Source organism: Aerococcus suis, assembly GCF_900176325.1.
GTDB classification, from domain to species: Bacteria; Bacillota; Bacilli; order Lactobacillales; family Aerococcaceae; genus Aerococcus; species Aerococcus suis.
The window spans coordinates 16820-32511 of record NZ_FWXK01000004.1 but is presented as its reverse complement, the minus strand read 5'-3'; the positions used below and the strand labels follow the sequence as shown (position 1 = coordinate 32511).

The following is a 15692-nucleotide window of genomic DNA, read 5'->3' as shown; positions in this document are numbered from 1 at the left end:
TAACTCCTTTTATTCCTTAAATTTTTGGACGTAATTTTCCTGTTTTAGTCATTTGATGAATCTCAGCTAAAATGGGCTCAAAAAGCGAAACATGTGCTTTATTTTTTCCGTAATAGAGTTCATTAGGAAAATATAAACGCTGATCACCGTTTGTTTTCCCAGTAAAGGCTTGAACAAGGGTACTAGCTTGAGAGAGTTCGGTTAATGTGCCATCTTTTTCGAGTAATTCAATTTGAGTTCGTGGCTTTTTAGCTTCAGGGCGATAGAAATCATAAGGTAAATCGAAACTACTGTTCTGTGCCGTATAGTAAGTCGTATTATAGCCTAATTCTTCAATTAATTGGCATAATTCGCTTAACAAGTGCTGATCTGTCTCGCGATTATAGGTGACGGATTTAAAAGGTTTACGATTGAGAAAACGATTTGCTAAATCGCTTAAAATAGCATCATCATTTTGAGCTAGCCAATGAGCAAAGTAAGTTTGTAACACATTATCATCGAGATGTAGATAGTCAGTTAATGACCAATTTTGTTCAAAAAAGGGAATAAGAAAGGGCGCAGATTGTCCAATATTTACCCATTTAGAATGATAAAGGTCATTCGCACGTTGCATGAGTCGATTAAGTACCATTTCCATGCCGCGAGAAACAGGATGGAAATAGACTTGCATATACATTTGATAGCGACTCGTGACATAGTCTTCTACGGCATGCATCCCTGCATAATCAAAGAGAATCCCGTCCTTATAAGGATGCATAACGCGTAAAATTCGTGTCATATCAAAATTACCATAATTAGTTCCCGTATAATAGGAGTCACGGATTAAATAATCCATACGATCCGCATCAATTTGACTTGAAATCAATTGAACTACTTGTGGATTCGGATAGGTTTTATCAATGACAGAAGCGATTTTAGCGGGAAAATCAGCACTTACTTGACGCAATACCGTATTCACTTCGGTTTCTTCTGACAATATAATTGCTTGAGTGATTTCTTCATGATCCGTATTAAAAATTTTTTCAAACGTATGTGAAAATGGCCCATGACCAACATCGTGTAATAAAGCCGCACAGAGGACCACTAACCGTTCGTCGTCGTTCCATAATCCATCGTCTGGTGTTTGGGACGGATAATTGCGTTGGAATTTATCAACAATACGACGCGTCAATTCATAAACGCCTAGAGAATGCGAAAAACGGGAGTGTTCCGCTCCATGAAAAGTAAAACTTGAAGTGCCTAGCTGTTTAATACGTCTAAGTCGTTGCATCTCACGAGTATTAATTAAGTCTAGAACTAACTGATGTTGAACATGGATATAGTCGTGAACAGGGTCACGAAATACTTTTTCTGGAATTGTCTGACTAGCTTGCGTCATAGGCATCGTGTCCCTCCATTATGAAATAGCTTTTTGAATGCGTTGATTACGTTTAATCATTTGTTGGATAGGTCGTTTTAGCTGTTCAGTAGTAAGAACAACGTCCTTCGTTATTGTCTGCTCACCTTCACTGATACTCTTAATTAGTCGTTGACAAAATAATGTCTTATCCGCCAATTCAGGAATAAAGTCACTAAGATTGGCCATGGATTGTGGATCAACAGCTGGATAATCAACCGTTGTTGGTTGATCTTTGATGGTTTCTTGGTAAAATTGACGAATCAATTCCCCGCGAGCCATTTGGTTACCACTTAAAGAGAGGTAAACATAAATACCAATGGATTTTCCAATGCGTCTTTGCGCAATGCCAGCTATTTTTTTCCCTCTCATACTGACATCAAACTTTCCTGGACAATAGGAAGTTTCCACTTCACCAGTTGTTGCTACTTCACCGTATGATTTAAATATGGCATTCATACGATCTACCATGAAGGCATAGGCATCGTCAATCATCAAACGTTTATCATCACTTTTAAGGATAAGCGTAAAATTAATAATACCAGGATCGCTAACGACGGCTAAGCCTCCTGCTGGTCGTAATATTGGCATTAATTGTTTAGAATGGATTAACCAAGTGAGACCATCTGCTATAAAGGGGGCTTGCATATCCATTGCTCCCAAAAATACAGTGGGAGCGGTTGGCCAGAAATGTAACACTGCTTGAACGCCCAGTTCGTCTTTGTTTAAGGCATGCATAAAAGCATCATCCCATGCAAACGGTAAAATGAGTTCATCTTTTGATGGTTGGTGAGCTGCAATTCCTAAATTAATCATTTGGTGGTGGGGGTAAATCGTGTTTAAATTCATAGCGGAATCCTTTCCTTATAATGCTTTTATTATAACATATCAAACGAGTACACCAATTTTAAAATAAGTGTTAAAATGGACTAATTCATTGAAAATAAGATAGATTTTTGAAGTGAGGGATGGAATGAAAACGACAAATGTCGAGTTGCAAATCACATCAATTGTTGATCAAACAGCGCAAGTTGAAGAAGCATATGAGAAAAATCAGTGGCAAACGGATGGAAAAATTTATCAACGCCAACAACAATTATATCTTTGGTATGTTGAACCTCACGAAGAAGGAGACCATACTGTTCAAATTAAAGTAACTGGTGAAGATAATGTGATGATTAAACGTCGTGTTACAGGAGTTAATTACGTGTTGAATTTTAATCGTCAAAAAGCGACGCTAAATTATCATCCGATAACTGAAAAACAGGCGATAGAATTAGTAGGATTTTTAGATGACTTAGAGGTCTCTGCTGATGAGGTGAAATTTACTTATCGATTATATCAAGCAGATAACATGTTAGGGGTATATACTCATCGGTTAAATTTTGCTTCTAAAAAGTAACGTGATAAGAGAATTGTATTGAATTCATTGCCTTCCTGCATTGCAATTAACCACGGATTTGGTGTAATATAATAGAGATGTGCACTGAAGTGTCAATCATTCGTTGAAAGGATGAAATCATAGTGAAATTAAAAAAACTCGATGGCTTAAATAAAAACCAAATTGCTATGGTCGAAGTAGCGTATGCACTTTTAGAAGAAACTAATGTTGTTCATTCATTTGATGATTTATTAGTAGCAATTCAAGATTACCTAGAAATGCCACAAGATGAATTGGAAGAAAAAATGGCATTGTTCTATACAGAAATGAATGCAGATGGACGTTTTATTTCATTAGGGGATAACCGTTGGGGACTACGAGAATGGTATCCAGTTGATTCAATTGATGAAGAAATTATTTCAACGATTGAAGATGATGAAATTACGAAAAAACATAAAGGACGTCGCAAAAAAAGTAGTAGTTTTGCTTCAACTGAAAAAGATCTTATTGACTACGGATCTGATGACCCTGAAGATGAAGATTTAGATGACCAAGATGATGATTATGATCAGGACGATGATGACGATGAACTAGAAGAGTATTCTTCTGATTTAAGTTCATTTTCTAATGATGACGACGATGATGATGATTTAGAAGATGGCCTAGAAGGCGATTTAACCGAATTATCAGATGATGAAGACGACGATGACGATATGTAAGTTGTGACGTTAATAAGGATGGTTGAAATCAAATCTATCATCCTTGTTTTTTAAGTGTTATATATAAAATAAGTTAAATAACTAAGAAACCTTTTCGTTTTTCTTGTCAAATACATTGCAATAGAGTTATAATAAGTGCGAGCGATTAATCCGATGCATTTATAAATAGGAGGAATACAAAAATGGGACTAGTAAGTATGACAGACATGCTTAACAAAGCAAAAGAAGGACACTATGCTGTAGCGCAATTAAATATCAACAACTTAGAATGGACACAAGCTGTATTAGAAGCAGCTCAAGCTGAAAATTCACCAGTTATCTTAGGTGTATCAGAAGGTGCTGGTAAATACATGGGTGGCCCTGAAGTCGTTGTTCCTATGGTTGAAGCTTTAATGGAAAACATGAACATTACTGTTCCTGTTGCTCTACACTTAGACCACGGTTCTTCATTTGATACATGTAAACGTGCTATCGATGCCGGTTATTCAAGTGTTATGATTGACAAATCACACTTCCCATTAGAAGAAAACATTGAAATGACTAAACAAGTCGTTGACTATGCACACGAACGTGGTGCCTCTGTTGAAGCTGAAATCGGTACTGTAGGTGGTACTGAAGACGGTGTTACTGGTGGTATTAACTATGCTGACCCACAAGAATGTAAACGTTTAGTAGATGAAGCTGGTATTGATGCTTTAGCTGCTGCTTTAGGATCAGTTCACGGCCCTTACCAAGGAGAACCAGTATTAGGTTTTGATGAAATGAAAGAAATTTCTGATTTAACAGGTGCTCCATTAGTACTTCACGGTGGATCAGGTATTCCATTAGAACAAGTACAAAAAGCTATTGATCGTGGACATGCTAAAATCAATGTTAATACTGAATTACAACAAGTTTGGACTGCAGCAGTTCGTGAAAAATTAAATAACGATGCTGATGTTTACGACCCACGTAAAATCATCGGTCCTGGTAAAGAAGCTATTGTTGAAACATCACGTCAAACATTACGTGACTTCGGTTCAGCTGGTAAAGCTTAATTACCTTCATAATAAAGATGATTCTATAATAAATAGTGCTGGTGGGACATTTTTAAAAATTTCCCCCAACACTATTTTTAAATATACAAAAGTAATACGTTACAAATAAACTATCAGGGGAAGATTATAAATTTTCGGAGGAAAAATGTGGGGAAAATAAAAAAATTATGTCGAAATAATTGGCTTTTAATTTTGATTATCGCAGTTATATCTATATTTTTGATTTGGATGGGAACATTAAAAGGTGGAATGCATGTAGATGAGGTTTCATCATATTTACTATCTAATAGCTATTATAATATAAAATTAAACCGTGTTGACGAGTGGTTGCCTACCTCATATCTTTATGACATGGTAGCTACCCAATCAAATACTGCTTTTGAATACGGGTCTGTATTTTATAATCAATCTCAAGACGTTCACCCACCATTATATTATTCTATTATTCATACCCTTTCTTCTTTATTTATTGGAACATATAATAAATGGATAGGATTATCAGTGAATCTGCTCTCTTTTATTATTTCAGCTATTGTTGTATATAAAATCATAAGTATTTTTACTAATAATAAAATTATTGGTTATATTACAGTTATTATGTTCGGCTTGAGTATTTCAACAATTGATAATTTTGTTTTTATTAGAATGTACTTTCTGTTAACAGCTATTCAGTTGCTTCTACTATATGTTTCCTTAAAATATGTAGAAGATAATAATCATGTAAAATATCTTATAATTACTGCTTTGACAACGATTGCTGGAGGACTAACTCAATACTATTTTTATCTTTATGCTGTTTTTGTAACGATATGTGTAGCTGTAATTTTAATTAGTTTAAAAAAAATTAAGTATGCTATTTATTATAGCCTAACTTCACTATTATCAGTATTTACTGCATTTTATATTTTTCCAAGTGTATTTGACCATGTTAAGGGGTCCAATAGAGGTGAGCAAGTAGTAGGTGGATTACTTGGAGGGCTATCAGAAGAAAAATTTAAAGATTATCTTGATATAATAAACGCTAATACTTTTGCTGGATATGGGAAAGTAATAGTGTTTGTTTTGCTCTTTTTATTAATTATAATTTCAATATTATATATATTTAATAGAAAGCAAGTTGATTTTTTTAAACTAGAACAATTTATTTTAATTTTAATTCCAACTTGTCTTAGTTTCTTTCTAATAAGCCAGGTATCTCCATATCAAACATCACGTTATATTTTTGCTATAACCCCTATGTTTATTCTTGTGGTATTAATTTTGTCTCAGTTTGTATTTACAAGTCTATTAAAAAATGAGGTATTGGTAAGTTCAGTATTAATGTTTTTAGTGGGAACTATAGTAATGCTTGGTTTTACTGAGACTGATAAAATTGAATATTTGTATCCTGAAATGAGTTCAAATCATCAAAAAATTGAAAATTTGAATCTTAATAAAGCAGTTGTTATAACTGATAAAACGTTTAAAACAAAATCTCAGATAAATGAGTTAATCGAATTTAATCAGTTTAAACAGATAGATTTTTCTGGTGTTTCAGGTTTGTATAATGATGATAAATTAAGTAAAGAAAATGAATTTGTACTATTTGTTGAAAAAAATAATGATTCAGAAAGTGTTGAAAATGATATTCTAGAGAACACGAAATTTAATAATTGCAAAAAACTATATACTCATTCTTATTTTAATATTTATTTCGTTTCGTGATTTTGAATCATTTAAGATGTTATTGTCATATTTATATAAAAGAGTGTTGGTGGAAAAGACTAGAAAATTTCTCCAATACTTTTTTTATTTCAAAATTTATCGCAAATGCTCACACCCTAGTTGGGTTCGTATCGCCAGACTTGACGTTCTTTCGCATTTACCCTCTGTTTGTTTCACAAACTCCGGTTAAATGTCTCCAAGAAGTCAAGTCTAAACGGGCTACTCACACCCTGTTTTAGTCGGGTTCAGAAACGCTGATTCGAAGCCTCTTCAGAAAAATCAACCGTTTCAAAAAGCGAAACTTGGGCTTTTTCTTCCAGATGTTCGAATCAGAGCGCGTTTCTTCACACGCTTTGTAGTCGAGCTCTAAAGCACAACCACGGCTGCGTTTCCCTAAAGAGCTCCTTCTCTCTTGCAGAGAGGTATCGCTTTTAGGTCCAACGACCGTGGTTAAACGTGCTTTATCGCATCCTTTCTTCACACCCTTTTTTAAATTTTATTTAATCATTGTGCGATATGGTAGTCGAATGAAGGGATATTAGGTATAATAGGAAGAGTGCATACTTTCGTGTGACGATTGTATGAAGTGTTGTAACGGCTAATCATTTGTGTGATAACAATTGCTTTTAAGGTAGGAACAGATGATTGGCGTCATAATGCTGATACCTTGAAACATCGGAAAGGAAATTAAATGTATGAAAAAGTTTGTAATCAAAGGTGGACATCGCTTATCGGGTGAAGTTGAAGTCAGTGGTGCCAAAAATAGTGCGGTTGCTTTAATTCCAGCAGCTATTATGGCTGACTCTGAAGTTGTCTTAGAAGGAGTGCCTGATATCCAAGATGTACGCGCACTAATTGAAATTTTGCGTGATTTTGGGTGTGACGTTTTCTTCCAAGAAAATGTTTTAAAAATTGATCCAACACATATGCAAAATATTCCTATGCCAGATGGGAAGATTCAAAGTTTAAGAGCCTCTTATTATTTTATGGGAGCCTTATTAAGTAAATACGGCGAAGGTGTTGTTGGGTTACCTGGTGGTTGTTCATTAGGACCTCGTCCTATGGATTTACATATCAAAGGATTTGAAGCACTAGGTGCAACTGTTAAAAATGAAGAAGGAGCCATCCATTTAACCACTTCAGATAATGGTTTACAAGGTGATACGACTATCTATCTAGACGTTGTTAGTGTTGGAGCAACGATTAATATTTTATTAGCAGCAACACAAGCTAAAGGTGAAACTGTTATTGAAAATGCGGCTCGTGAACCAGAAATTATTGATGTGGCTGTATTATTAAATAAAATGGGCGCTAAAATCAAAGGTGCCGGAACGTCAACTATTCGCGTTGAGGGAGTTGATGAGTTGCATGGTGTGAGTCATCAAATGATTCCTGATCGTATTGAAGCGGGAACATACTTAACGGCAGCTGCTGCTATGGGTGACGGTGTCCGTATTAATAATGTTATTTATGAACATATCGAAAGTTTTGTAGCGAAGTTACGTGAAATGGGCGTTGATATGACAATCGAACAAGATGCAATTTACGTTCATCCTACGACGAAACCTTTAAAAATGGTCGATATTAAAACGATGCCTTACCCAGGTTTTGCGACTGACTTACAACAACCTATCACGCCATTATTGTTGTTAGCTGAAGGTAAAGGAATGATTGAAGATACAATTTATCCGAAACGTGTCAATCATATTCCTGAGCTACAGTTGATGGGAGCAAATGCTCAAGTAAAAAATGACCATATTATGATGGAGGGGCCAAATCATCTAATTGGTGCAACAGTACGGGCCTCAGACCTTCGTGCAGGAGCTTGTCTAATTAATGCGGCTTTAATTGCAGATGGTGTGACTGAATTATATGGAGCAGAAAATATCTTACGCGGTTATGATCATGTAACAGATAAATTGCATGCTCTAGGTGCTGAGATTGAATTAATTGAAGAATAATATGACAGAAATAGAGAGTGATTATTGGTTTAATCGAATCATCGTCTAATTGACAGTGACACAATAATGCTCTCTTTTTTGTTTACTTAGAAAGGTTTATATAATGTCCAAACAAACTGATCATGTGATGAGTCTCGAAAAATTACAAGAACTCACCTTAAAAGAAATTTATGCTTATGCGCGTGAATTTAAAATTCCGTATTATAGCCAGATGAATAAAAAAGAATTAATTATGGCGGTATTGAGAGCACAAGAAGAAAGCCAGGGATTTTTCACCGTAAGTGGGGTATTAGATATTACCGGCAATGAGTTTGGTTTCTTACGACCAATTAATTATTCCCCTAGTCAAGAAGATATCTACATTTCAAATTCACAAATTCGTCGCTTTGATTTACGGAATGGTGACTTAGTTTCTGGTACCGCTCGACCACCGAAGGAAAATGAACGTTATAATGGCTTAATGCATGTTTATAATGTGAATGGCCGCGATCCAGAAGATGCTAAACAACGGGAACATTTTCCTGCCCTAACCCCTATTTACCCCAATCAAAACATTCATCTTGAATCCGCTAAAAATCGAATTTCTACTCGTTTAATTGATTTGTTTGCTCCTATTGGCTTCGGTCAACGTGGACTAATTGTTGCGCCTCCTAAGGCGGGTAAAACGATTTTAATGAAAGAAATTGCCAATGGGATTTCAGAAAATTATCCGGATGTTGAATTAATTATCTTATTAATCGATGAGCGTCCTGAAGAAGTCACTGATATTGAACGTAGTGTGAATGCAGAAGTGGTGTCTAGTACGTTTGATGAGCGTCCAGAAAATCATGTTCGAGTGGCGGAGCTTGTTTTAGAACGTGCACGACGTTTAGTAGAAGATAAGCGCGATGTTGTTATTTTAATGGATTCAATTACTCGTTTAGCACGAGCATTTAACCTAGTGGAAAAACCTTCAGGACGGACTTTATCAGGTGGGATTGATCCGTCAGCCTTTTATCGTCCAAAACGATTTTTTGGGTCTGCACGTAATATTGAAGATGGTGGAAGCTTAACAATTTTAGCAACGGCTTTAGTCGATACTGGCTCACGTATGGATGATATGATTTATGAAGAATTTAAAGGCACTGGGAATATGGAATTACATTTAACACGTGAGTTGGCAGAACGCCGTATATTCCCAGCCATTGATTTAAAACGCTCTAGTACCCGACGTGAAGAGTTGTTGCTTAGTGAGGAAGAAGTACAAACATTGTGGGCGATTAGACGGTCATTACGTCAAAATCATTTAGCACAGACTGAAGAAATTATTCATGAACTAAAACGTACGCAAGATAACCAACAATTTATTGAACGTATGAAAATATTCACTAAAAATGACGCATAAAATAGCTTGTTTCTAAGTAGTGATTATGATAAAATGCTACTGTTATGTCAAAATAATCTCTAGATTAGCAAATAGTTTAGGGCGAGAGGAGAGAAAAACATGAAACAAAATATCCATCCAGATTACCAACAAGTTGTGTTTATGGATACAACAACAGGTTATAAATTCTTAAGTGGATCAACTAAAGGTTCAGAAGAAACAATCGAATGGGAAGATGGAAACACTTATCCATTAATTCGTGTTGAAATCAGTTCTGATTCACACCCATTCTACACTGGTCGTCAAAAATTCACACAAGCAGATGGACGTGTGGACCGTTTCAACAAAAAATACGGTTTCACAGATGCCAATGCCAAACCAGAATAAGCAAAGAAATATTAAAAGACCGACGTATTGTCGGTCTTTTTTTAATATCTAAAATCTTTAATAAAGAGGGTTATTGCTTTATCTATCTATTATTGGATGATAGGCTTTAGATAGAGAGTAGCTAGGCTCTCCGTATCAAAAACGGGCACTAACATGTCCGCAAATCCCTTAATAGCAACCTTCATACGTTTGCATGCCAGACGATTTTCTCCAAGCTATTAAGGAATGGTACTTAGGTAGTTATATACTATCAAGAAGGCCGAGGATATTTGCCTCGGCTTTCTTGATGGTTAGTTGTTAATTCGAAGAGGGAGTCCTAAGTCATTATTCAGGCGGACAAGTTGATACCCGAGTGCTATTATAGCACGTTGTGATTAGAAGAAGGATAGCTTTTAGTAAAATTAGACAAAAAAAGAGCCTGTGAAAACAGGCTCTTTTGCTTAGTTAGCTAAATTAATGGTTTGATAGATTTTCTAAATCGATAACCATCCGTCCACGGATTTTACCTTCTTCCATTTCATCAAAGATATCATTAATATCTTCCATTAGACGCATTTCACATTGAGGAACCACTAAGCCATCAGCTCCTGCTTGGAAAGCTTCTTTTAAGTCTTGACGTGTTCCAACTAATGAACCGATAACTTCGATACCATCTAATACTAAACGCGGAATATTTAGGTCCATAGATTCAGATGGTAGTCCGACAGCGACAATACGACCACCGGCACGAACAGAATCAACAGCTTGGTTGAAGGCAGAACGGGCAACAGCTGTTACGACTGCGGCGTGAGCGCCTCCTGTTTTGGCTTGGATAACTTCTCCAGGGTCTTCATTTAATGGGTTAACGGTTAAATCAGCTCCGTATTTTTTAGCGAATTCTAATTGCCCATCATTAATATCAACGGCAATGACTTTTGCGCCAAATACATTTTTAGCATATTGTAACGCTAAGTTACCTAAACCACCTAAACCAGAAATAACAATCCATTCGCCAGGAAGGATGTTGGCAGATTTAATGGCTTTATAAGTTGTTACCCCAGCACAAGTAATAGATGACGCAGCTGGTGATGCTAGTTCTTCAGGAACTTTAACGGCATAGTCAGCTGTAACAATACAGTACTCCGCCATTCCTCCGTCAGCTGTATAACCAGCATTTTTTACTTCACGACATAAGGTTTCACGACCGGTCGTACAGTACTCACAGTGACCACAACCTTGGAAGAACCAAGCAACACTTGCACGGTCACCGATTTCTAAACTTGTCACATCATCGGCAACTTCAATAACTTCCCCAATTCCTTCATGACCAAGGATAACGCCTGAAACATCCCCAAAGTCAGCGTTTTTAACGTGTAAATCAGTGTGACATACACCACAGCAAATCATTTTTAAGAGTGCTTCACCAGGACGTAGGTCACGTAAATCATGTTCGACAACCTCAGCTTTATGGTCTTTATTCGCAACAATAGCTTTCATTTTTTTATCAGTCATTATAATACCCTCCTGTATGTGATATCTTTCACATTGATTATAAAGGGGGTTTGGAATTTTATCAATGGTTATTGTTAAAAAAGTCACAAGTATTTTCATAAAAAAACCATCATATCCAAATGATGGCAGAAATGAAAAGGATTTTCGCTTAAATGACTTCTTTAATTTTCTCTTCCCATTTAGAATGATTAAGGGCACGAATATAAGCTAAGGCATCACTTTTTTCTTTCGGCGTACGGGAGGAAATAGCTGCTTGGTTACCGATATGATAAAACAGTTGCGGTTTATTGAGCAATGAAAAATGCCGGTGTTCAAAAGCAGCTAAGAATTCAGCAAACGAATTAGCTAACCATAGATGCCGATTGTATCGATAATCATAATACCAAACATCAGGGTGTTGACTGGGATGGTGCATATCATAACGTAAATAGGCACATCGCTCTTGATCCTCGAAAAAGATAATGGCGCGTTCTGGAATGAATGGCCGACAGGTAAACTGATTCTGATTCACAATATTAGGAATTTCAAAGGGTTCTTGGTTTGTATTCGCAAAAAGTCCTCCAATATAAGAAATATTCACAGCATTCAAAGCATCTAGAGTGGGATGAGAGGTAGGAACGTAACTATGATTCGTATATCTACCGTTCTGTTGATTTCAATAGATTGTGAAAAGCAATCGGCAAATCCGCAACCGTAATATCAGCATAGAGTGGTGATTGAGGAAGATAAGTATGATATTGTTTTTGGAATGGTAAAGGTATTAGGTTCATTTAAAGCTCCTTTCAAAAAATATAGTGTTTTTGATGTGATTTTGATATGATATATAGTGACGTTTTCAGGGGGAGATAACATGGAGAAAAATGAATGGTATGTTTTGACTAACCCTTTATCTCATCAAGTATTACTACGAGATTTGAACTTTTTTTATGACACGCTTTCTAGCGTACCAGAAAATATTCTATTATTGAACCAAAGAACAGCATTGGAACAATTTGATGAGTATATTAAATTTCATGTCATCAGTGGAAGAGATAAAGTTGAAAAATATTTTAAACAGCAACGAAATGGCCGACGATTAGGGGCACAATGGGTAGATTTTGAATCATTATCTTTATTGCACCAATTACATCCCCAAGAGCTAGCTGAATTATTATATTTAAAGCATATGACGATACCGTTAAACTCGCCGTTTTATTACAAACTGCGAAATCAATTTGTCTATTTACCAGTTGGACCTAATGTCGTAAAAATTTATTATCGGTCATGGGATGTGTTTTATCATCAATTTGCCAAAGCACTATGTTCACGAGTTGAATTAGGGCTTGGTGAACGTCGAATGACGTTAAATTGGAAGAAAAATAATGACGTGAAAAATTCGAGTGTTTGTATGCCATCCACAGATATTCTAATGGCATTAAGCGACTTCCTGCGCGAGGGAGTGGTTCTTGATTTTTCACAAATCCAACCCAACCAGAAGCATGTAGAAGTACCGATTTATTTGGCAGAAGATCATCTTGAAACATCAATCAAACATCGTCCAAATCTTAATCAATTAGGCACGCTGACTTATCATCGTGGCGAAAAAAATTGGACGTTAGACTAATGGAGGTTCATTATGGAAATTGTCTTATTATATGGTGGAAAAAGTGCAGAGCATGATATTTCAATTTTAACTGCACAATCAATTATTCAAACGATTGATTATCATCGTTACGCTGTTCAACCTGTTTATATTAAACAAGATGGAATTTGGGTTGCTGGTGAGAAATTAACTCAAGCGCCTGATAAAGAGTGGTCACTTACTTTAGAGATTGCTGATGATGCGAAGTATGGTGCTGATCAATCAACCGGACGTGAAGTTGTCCCTACTGACGTCCTTTCAGAAAATACATTAGCTTTCCCAGCTTTACATGGCCCTAATGGCGAAGATGGCACTATTCAAGGATTGTTTGAAACGTTAAATATTCCGTATGTTGGTGCTGGTGTACTAGCGAGTGCTGCTGGAATGGATAAATTAGTTTCTAAATATTTATTTGAAAAAGCAGGAATTCCGCAATTACCATATATCGGATTAACTCAATATGAATGGCAAACGGAACAAGAAACGCTTCTCAATGCGATTCAAAATCAATTAGGATATCCCGTCTTTGTAAAACCTGCTAATTTAGGATCAAGTGTCGGTATTAGTCAAGCAAATACTCCTGATGAAGTGGTTGATAGTATTAACTTAGCCTTACAATTCGACCGCCGAGTAGTTGTGGAAGAATCATTAGCTAATGCACGTGAAGTTGAATTAGCAGTGATGGGGAATGACTATCCAAAAGTTTCTGTACCAGGTGAATTGGTTAAGGAACAAGGCTTTTATGACTATGAAGAGAAATATATCAATAATACTGTTCAAATGGCGATTCCAGCCCATGTTTCCGATGATTTGATGGCACAGTTACAAACTTATGCGAAACAAGCTTATGTTGTGATTGATGGATCAGGTTTAACACGGTGTGATTTCTTTGTGACTCAAGATGAAAAAATCTATATTAATGAAGTCAACACATTACCAGGGTTTACTCAGTTTAGTATGTATCCAAGTTTATGGGAAGCGACAGGCAAACCATATGCACAGTTGATTCAAGAGTTATTAGATTTAGCGATGCAACGCTATGAGCAAAAACAACAAAAACAAAATCAGTTGGAACATTAACTGCAAGGAGTTTTTATGAAACCATTACAAATTAATGAAATTGTCAAAGCGGTCGAAGCAATAGATTATACTTCGGACCAACGTTTAATGACAGTTGAATCGGTAAGTTTTGATTCACGTGAATCGAAACCTAATAGTTTGTTTGTCCCATTACAAGGGCAAACAGATGGGCATCAATATATTGATAAAGCAATTGCTAATGGGGCAACAGCGGCCTTTTGGTCATTACCAATGGCTCAAGCACCTAAAGATATTGCGATTATTCAAGTTGAAGATACTTTAGTCGCTATGCAAAAATTAGCACAGTATTATTTAGAAGTGATTCAACCTAAAGTGATTGGTATTACAGGATCAGCAGGGAAAACGACGACTAAAGATATGACAGCTGCTGTACTATCAGCAAATTTTAATGTGCATAAAACAGAAGGTAATTATAATAATGAAATTGGATTACCTTATACGATTTTAGCTATGCCAGAAAATACGGAAATTCTTGTGTTGGAAATGGGAATGAGTGGTCCAGGTGAAATTCGTTTCCTAAGTCAATTAGCTAAACCCGATATTGCTATCATTACAATGATTGGAGAAAGTCATATTGAATATTTGGGTTCACGAGAAAATATCGCTAAAGCGAAGCTAGAAATTTGTGATGGCCTTGCCCCAGATGGTACGCTTATTTATCCTGGCAATGAACCATTATTGACACAGTTTATGCCAAAAGATTTATCAGCTAGACAATTAACAGTTGGTTTATCAGAAGAGCAAAACGTTTATGCTGTTGATATGGATTTAGATCAACAACATGTTCGATTTACAACAAATTTATCACCAACTTTTGAAATGGATATTCCAGTAACTGGGGCCTATAATGTTCAAAATGCGTTATATGCTTTAGCAACGGCTTATACATTAGGACTATCTATTGAACAAGTTCATGATAAGTTAGCTCATTTTCAGTTAACAGCGAATCGGATGGAGTGGTTACCTGGCTATAATGAGTCGCAACTGTTAAATGATGCGTATAATGCTAATCCAAGTGCGATGCGGGCTGTGGTTGATAACTTAGCGCAATTACCGATTGAAGATCATGCGAAACGCGTATTAGTTTTAGGCGATATGCTTGAGTTAGGACCTAATAGTCCTCAGTGGCATGCGTCAATTGCTGAAGTGATTTCTTCCGATGCTTATCAAACGATTTTTCTATATGGTAAGGAAATGAAGGCATTATATGAGGCATTATTGGCTAAAGGATTCGATACAACCAATGTTCAACATTTTGTCGATGATCGCGAAGCGTTAATAAAAGCTGTTAAGTCAGTATTAGCCCCTGATGACTTAGTACTAATCAAAGCAAGCAATGGCACTGGATTATTAGAAGTAGTGGAAGCTTTGAAGGTGCAGGCGTCATCTGAAGAATGATGAATAGATATTAACTTTCTGATAGATTCAAGGTTTGAGTTTGTGAGAAGGTTATGCTATTATTAATAAGCTTGAGGAAGATCAAAGAAATAAAAGATAGACACTAGATATTAATAGTCGAGCCATTGTTCGG

The 15692-nt window shown here is 36.2% G+C and carries 15 protein-coding genes; 10 read left to right on the top strand and 5 right to left on the bottom strand.

Annotated features, from left to right (window positions below; all coding sequences use genetic code 11):
• Window positions 1-16: 16 nt before the first annotated feature.
• Together B8955_RS04370 and B8955_RS04365 are read right to left on the bottom strand one after the other, a co-directional pair.
• Window positions 17-1378, bottom strand: a complete 1362-nt coding sequence (locus B8955_RS04370; protein ID WP_084099130.1) for an HD domain-containing protein — start codon at window positions 1376-1378, stop codon at window positions 17-19.
• Between the two features lie 18 nt (window positions 1379-1396).
• Complete coding sequence (locus B8955_RS04365) at window positions 1397-2245, bottom strand: lipoate--protein ligase family protein (RefSeq protein ID WP_084099010.1); 849 nt, start codon at window positions 2243-2245, stop codon at window positions 1397-1399.
• Between the two features lie 124 nt (window positions 2246-2369).
• Here B8955_RS04365 and B8955_RS04360 point away from each other — a divergent pair, with 124 nt between their 5' ends.
• The 7 genes from B8955_RS04360 (at window position 2370) to B8955_RS04330 (ending at window position 9948) form a co-directional block, all read left to right on the top strand.
• The gene (locus B8955_RS04360; RefSeq protein WP_084099008.1) at window positions 2370-2798 is read left to right on the top strand and encodes a DUF1934 family protein; all 429 of its coding nucleotides are present in this window, start codon (window positions 2370-2372) and stop codon (window positions 2796-2798) included.
• Between the two features lie 122 nt (window positions 2799-2920).
• The gene (rpoE, locus tag B8955_RS04355; RefSeq protein WP_084099006.1) at window positions 2921-3496 is read left to right on the top strand and encodes a DNA-directed RNA polymerase subunit delta; all 576 of its coding nucleotides are present in this window, start codon (window positions 2921-2923) and stop codon (window positions 3494-3496) included.
• Between the two features lie 182 nt (window positions 3497-3678).
• Window positions 3679-4533 carry a class II fructose-1,6-bisphosphate aldolase gene (fba, locus tag B8955_RS04350; RefSeq protein ID WP_084099004.1) on the top strand — a complete coding sequence of 285 codons (855 nt, stop codon included), beginning with the start codon at window positions 3679-3681 and terminating at the stop codon, window positions 4531-4533.
• Window positions 4534-4680: 147 nt separating this feature from the next.
• Window positions 4681-6237, top strand: coding sequence for a hypothetical protein (locus B8955_RS04345; RefSeq protein ID WP_084099002.1), 1557 nt, complete (start codon window positions 4681-4683; stop codon window positions 6235-6237).
• Between the two features lie 695 nt (window positions 6238-6932).
• Window positions 6933-8198 carry a UDP-N-acetylglucosamine 1-carboxyvinyltransferase gene (locus B8955_RS04340; protein ID WP_084099000.1) on the top strand — a complete coding sequence of 422 codons (1266 nt, stop codon included), beginning with the start codon at window positions 6933-6935 and terminating at the stop codon, window positions 8196-8198.
• A 103-nt stretch (window positions 8199-8301) separates the two neighbouring features.
• On the top strand, window positions 8302-9582 hold the full coding sequence (rho, locus tag B8955_RS04335; protein WP_084098998.1) for a transcription termination factor Rho: 1281 nt from the start codon (window positions 8302-8304) through the stop codon (window positions 9580-9582).
• Between the two features lie 99 nt (window positions 9583-9681).
• Entirely contained in the window at window positions 9682-9948 is a 267-nt protein-coding gene (locus B8955_RS04330) for a type B 50S ribosomal protein L31 (protein ID WP_084098996.1), read from the top strand.
• A gap of 453 nt (window positions 9949-10401) precedes the next feature.
• On the opposite strand, the gene adhP is transcribed toward B8955_RS04330, so the two are convergent.
• From adhP to B8955_RS07030, 3 genes are all read right to left on the bottom strand, one after another.
• On the bottom strand, window positions 10402-11424 hold the full coding sequence (adhP, locus tag B8955_RS04325) for an alcohol dehydrogenase AdhP (protein WP_084099129.1): 1023 nt from the start codon (window positions 11422-11424) through the stop codon (window positions 10402-10404).
• 163 nt (window positions 11425-11587) lie between these two features.
• Complete coding sequence (locus B8955_RS04320) at window positions 11588-12019, bottom strand: hypothetical protein (protein ID WP_084098962.1); 432 nt, start codon at window positions 12017-12019, stop codon at window positions 11588-11590.
• 58 nt (window positions 12020-12077) lie between these two features.
• On the bottom strand, window positions 12078-12209 hold the full coding sequence (locus B8955_RS07030) for a hypothetical protein (RefSeq protein ID WP_268760131.1): 132 nt from the start codon (window positions 12207-12209) through the stop codon (window positions 12078-12080).
• 80 nt (window positions 12210-12289) lie between these two features.
• Here B8955_RS07030 and B8955_RS04315 point away from each other — a divergent pair, with 80 nt between their 5' ends.
• Genes B8955_RS04315 through B8955_RS04305 form a run of 3 tightly spaced genes read left to right on the top strand, consistent with a single transcriptional unit; the run spans window position 12290 to window position 15559 of the window.
• Window positions 12290-13042, top strand: a complete 753-nt coding sequence (locus tag B8955_RS04315) for a hypothetical protein (protein WP_084098960.1) — start codon at window positions 12290-12292, stop codon at window positions 13040-13042.
• A 12-nt stretch (window positions 13043-13054) separates the two neighbouring features.
• On the top strand, window positions 13055-14140 hold the full coding sequence (locus B8955_RS04310) for a D-alanine--D-alanine ligase (RefSeq protein WP_084098958.1): 1086 nt from the start codon (window positions 13055-13057) through the stop codon (window positions 14138-14140).
• A 15-nt stretch (window positions 14141-14155) separates the two neighbouring features.
• Window positions 14156-15559, top strand: coding sequence for a UDP-N-acetylmuramoyl-tripeptide--D-alanyl-D-alanine ligase (locus B8955_RS04305; RefSeq protein WP_084098956.1), 1404 nt, complete (start codon window positions 14156-14158; stop codon window positions 15557-15559).
• Window positions 15560-15692 lie beyond the last annotated feature (133 nt).